The sequence below is a fragment of the Photorhabdus bodei genome (genome assembly GCF_003287735.1).
Taxonomy (GTDB): domain Bacteria; phylum Pseudomonadota; class Gammaproteobacteria; order Enterobacterales; family Enterobacteriaceae; genus Photorhabdus; species Photorhabdus kayaii.
The window spans coordinates 1-3947 of the sequence record NZ_NSCM01000092.1 but is presented as its reverse complement, the minus strand read 5'-3'; the positions used below and the strand labels follow the sequence as shown (position 1 = coordinate 3947).

Sequence of the window (3947 nt, the reverse complement as noted above, 5' to 3'; positions counted from 1 at the left end):
CGCCGCTTACCACAGCAACTATAGGAGTAGTGACTATGGCTAAGGCGCATTCTAAAGCAGAAGCAGCGATAAATAAAGCTGTGAAAACAGAACGTTATTACACGGTGGGCTATGTGCCGAACGGGAATAAGGTCAACAACGCCACCCCGGCGATACACCTTAAGGGGCAGTGGCTGAGACAGGCCGGATTTAATACCGGCGGCCAGATTACGGTGAAGGTGATGGACGGTTGTCTGGTGCTCATTCCTGACAGTGAAGCCACGCAACAACAGCATCAACAGTACCAGCGGCAACAGGCCCAACTGCGGGAGATTAAGCAGCAGATGCGGGCGCTGATAACCGGTTTTGTGGGTTAAGGGGAGAGCATGAGATGACGATAGCCATTGAACATTTGCAGGACATTCAGTTAACCCACATTGAAGCGCTGGCCTTAGCCCAATTGGTTAAGCGGCTGAACTGGGCGGAGGTACGGGCTTGTGCGGTGAATGACGAAGAAGCGTATCAGATTAAGGATGCCATCGGTAAGCTCCAGTCCGCGTTGGCTTACTGTGGATATGCACCAAGGTAGATCATAAAAAGGCCGGAAGATCTCGGGGATCTTCCGGCTTTATTAATTAACTAGCATTATATATATCGTGCAGATTACTATTTTTATTTAAGTTAACTATACTTTCCTTTTTATAGGTCAATATTAGCTCACCTTTATTTTCATCATTTTCTATCGCACGTACACCATCAATAACACAAAGAATACCGAACAATGTATTATCAGCTACTATTCTTATTATTTTATTGATTATCTCTTTCTCTTCCTTCGATTTTTCATTATAAAAATCAGATAGTTCAATTAGTTCCCTTTGTGGTTTTCTACCTGGGGGAGATTCAAGTATTGAGATAGTGTCTTCGATAGCAGCATCTCTTACTACAAGCTTTAATATATCTACAAATAGTTGAGAATTCATCTTATTACCTTATTTTAGTGAAGGCTTCTGGATACATTTCTTTATTTAAATTGTGCAAATCTTTTATTGCTGAAGGAGGAGCATTAGTATAATTGCGCAAGTCTCTAATATCTTTTGCCAATAAATCTCTAGCCGATCCCGTATATGGTCCTTTCATTGTAGGAATCAGTTTATGTTCTCCTCTAGGGAGAGCTATTGATGGAGCTACTTTAGGATCATAACCAGTAATTACTTGCCCCGCAGGATGTTTTTGAGCCGCATGGTGGATATCTAATTTATCACCCACCTTAGAACGTCTCTGTAAATCATCGAATGTACTAACTTCATATTTTTGTGTTGGACAAGCTGCTAACCCTAACGGGTCAATCCAATTAACCGGATCATGGACATACCCGTACGGGTTAAATCCTCCACTAAGATTCAAAGGATCTGGCGATAAGTACTGTCCCGTTTCCCTCTCGTAATAACGGTGCCGGTTATAAAATAACCCGCTTTCCTCATCCTCATACTGCCCACAGAATCGCAGGTTGATACGCGCTTTAGCTGTTAATGGCGAAGAAGCGTATCAGGTTAAGGATGCGATTTCTAAGCTTTAATCCGCTCTGGCTACTGTGGATATTCGCCAAGATAGATCATAAGGAGGCCGGAAGATCACACGGATCTTTTCGGCTTATATAAAACTAATCACTTAAGGTTAAGGGCCATAAAAGTAAATTAACGTATCAAAAATATCTCTATCCTCTTTCGTTAACTCCCTTTTTTCCATTTCGCTATATTTATAGAGTATTGCTTTCATAGGAATAGGACGGTCTGCCATTTTTGCAATTTCCATTAGTACATCGAGATCATTTTCGTTTATCAAAGTTCGTTTAAGCACCTGATAAAGCATTATTTCTGCATCTTCTCTTTTTAGTATGTCCATGATATTACTCCGGTAAAATTTTAACTGAATCAAAATGAATGATCTGATTGTCAGCATGCAATTGAACAGCTCCGCCTTTTCCATATTGTGGGTATGCTTCTGCAAAAGGTTCTAATTTAGTTGGATGGGAGTTACCTTCCCATTTAGGTACAAAAGCTGTCGGTTTGCCATCTTTGTATAGTTGTAGAGTATCAAAAGTACCTCTAAGACGCGCATCACTCCATTCAGGGGCTATTTGGAAAGCGTCTCTTGCTTCACTACCAGAAGAATGTTTCTTAAATCCAAACCAAGAAACGGGTGCTGATTTATTTTCTATCGTTGGATCGACAAATTTGTTAATAGAACCGTCAGCTTCTTTATATTTCATATGGCGATATCCTGTGGATGGCAATGTTGCACTTGGCCCAGCTGGTCCAACATAAAAATCAGGTTTAGCCCCCGGACACCCCGTCAACCCCAGAGGATCAACCCAATTGACCGGATCATGGACATACCCGTACGGGTTAAATCCGCCACTAAGATTCAGAGGATCAGGCGATAAGTACTGGCCTGTTTCATTATCGTAATATCTAAAGCGATTATAGCATAAACCACTCTCCGAGTCCGCATATTGCCCACAAAACAGTAGGTTACAGGTCAGGTTGCGCGGGTCATTGACTGTCAGCACCGGCCAGCATTCCGGCTCGCCCCAGGTGAGTAATCGGCCTGCCCATATCAGCTCGCCGTCCTCGGTCAGGATTTCCCGCACGGTCCCCTGGTGATCGCTCACCACATAGTATAGCTGGCCTTTTTCAAACCGGGCCGAAGGGGTCAGGGCGCCCGGCTCATACAGCCAGTGCATTCGCCACGGTAGATCACCAGTAAGGCCGGAAGATCTTCCGTTTTTTTATAGACTATGATCTAAAAAATTAATTGCATCTTTTACTACACTTTCTAAAAGTTTTTCCTCCATTGGAGAGAAATCACCATATTGAGCCATAGCTTGACATGTAGATAATTCTTTTACTATTTGCCTTATGCTATCCTGTTCATTATTTAATTTTATGATTTCATCATAACGTTTAATAAAAAAGTAAGCAGTCTCTCCTTTTCCACTTTTGATTAATTCCACAGAGATGGTTTGTAGAGAATTTAGTAAGTTTGCTAATGTCATCACCAAGGAACTCCTGTTGTTTTTTGAACCCATGTTTTAGGTAAGTTTGTTACAACCGCTTGATATCCACCACCAAGATAACCAGAACCCTGTGCGGCGGCAGGTCCTTCACTTACCCACGTACCTCTAGGGACTTTAAATTCTGATATCTTAGTTATATTTACTCCCCAATCATGACGAATAGCTAAGTCTTGGCGCAATACATCTTCAGAAGAGTATTTCTTATTTGTTAACCATGAGAATTTTCTTCCTGTTCTATTATTTATTCCATGATATTTATAAAAAACTTCATCTCCAGTTAACTGTCTATTTTTATAAATTCCATCTTTAAAGGTTTCTGCAATATTCTTTGGTAATTCAGGACCTTGATGAGAAAAAGATTTATTTTCTGACGATGATTTGGAATCAGATATTGGACATCCCGCCAATCCCAGAGGATCAATCCAATTAACCGGATCATGGACATAGCCGTACGGGTTAAATCCGCCACTAAGATTCAGAGGATCTGTCGATAAGTACTGGCCTGTTTCATTATCGTAATATCTAAAGCGATTATAGCATAAACCACTCTCCGAGTCCGCATATTGCCCACAAAACAGTAGGTTACACGTCAGGTTCCGCGGGTCATTGACCGTCAGCACCGGCCAGCGTTCCGGTTCGCCCCAGGTCAGCAGCCGTCCTGCCCAGAGCAGTTCCCCGTCCTCGGTCAGAATTTCCCGCACGGTCCCCTGGTGATCACTCACCACATAGTACAGCTGGCCCTGTTGATAGCGAGCCGAGGGCGTCAGGGCGCCCGGCTCATACAGCCAGTGAATGCTCTGTTCATACCCGACAGTGCCATCCGCATATACCGGCGTCTCTTCAATCAGCTGCTCCCCGCTCCACAGGTAATCATAGCCGATTATCGCGG

At 42.9% G+C, this 3947-nt stretch carries 7 protein-coding genes and 2 pseudogenes; 2 read left to right on the top strand and 7 right to left on the bottom strand.

Translation table 11 applies throughout. The features are described 5' to 3' along the window. The first annotated feature begins 35 nt into the window (after positions 1 to 35). A complete protein-coding gene (locus tag CKY02_RS22455; protein WP_112896951.1) occupies positions 36 to 356 on the top strand; it encodes a SymE family type I addiction module toxin in 321 nt (106 codons plus the stop codon). A 14-nt stretch (positions 357 to 370) separates the two neighbouring features. After that, a complete protein-coding gene (locus CKY02_RS22450) occupies positions 371 to 568 on the top strand; it encodes a DUF7706 family protein (RefSeq protein ID WP_112896950.1) in 198 nt (65 codons plus the stop codon). 46 nt (positions 569 to 614) lie between these two features. On the opposite strand, the gene CKY02_RS22445 is transcribed toward CKY02_RS22450, so the two are convergent. The 7 genes and pseudogenes from CKY02_RS22445 to CKY02_RS26015 form a co-directional block, all read right to left on the bottom strand. After that, positions 615 to 962, bottom strand: a complete 348-nt coding sequence (locus CKY02_RS22445) for a hypothetical protein (RefSeq protein ID WP_011147332.1) — start codon at positions 960 to 962, stop codon at positions 615 to 617. Positions 963 to 966: 4 nt separating this feature from the next. Beyond that, a complete protein-coding gene (locus tag CKY02_RS26030) occupies positions 967 to 1248 on the bottom strand; it encodes a hypothetical protein (RefSeq protein ID WP_082300805.1) in 282 nt (93 codons plus the stop codon). A 42-nt stretch (positions 1249 to 1290) separates the two neighbouring features. Next, positions 1291 to 1491 (bottom strand): annotated as a pseudogene (locus tag CKY02_RS26835) (RHS repeat-associated core domain-containing protein); the annotation flags it as partial. Positions 1492 to 1656: 165 nt separating this feature from the next. Continuing rightward, the gene (locus CKY02_RS22435) at positions 1657 to 1884 is read right to left on the bottom strand and encodes a hypothetical protein (protein ID WP_112896949.1); all 228 of its coding nucleotides are present in this window, start codon (positions 1882 to 1884) and stop codon (positions 1657 to 1659) included. Positions 1885 to 1888: 4 nt separating this feature from the next. After that, positions 1889 to 2725 (bottom strand): annotated as a pseudogene (locus CKY02_RS26485) (RHS repeat domain-containing protein); the annotation flags it as partial. A 45-nt stretch (positions 2726 to 2770) separates the two neighbouring features. After that, positions 2771 to 3040 carry a hypothetical protein gene (locus CKY02_RS22425; protein WP_146747489.1) on the bottom strand — a complete coding sequence of 90 codons (270 nt, stop codon included), beginning with the start codon at positions 3038 to 3040 and terminating at the stop codon, positions 2771 to 2773. After that, the coding region (locus tag CKY02_RS26015) for an RHS repeat-associated core domain-containing protein (protein WP_275658236.1) at positions 3037 to 3947 on the bottom strand (911 nt) is incomplete at its 5' end. The genes CKY02_RS26015 and CKY02_RS22425, both read right to left, overlap by 4 nt.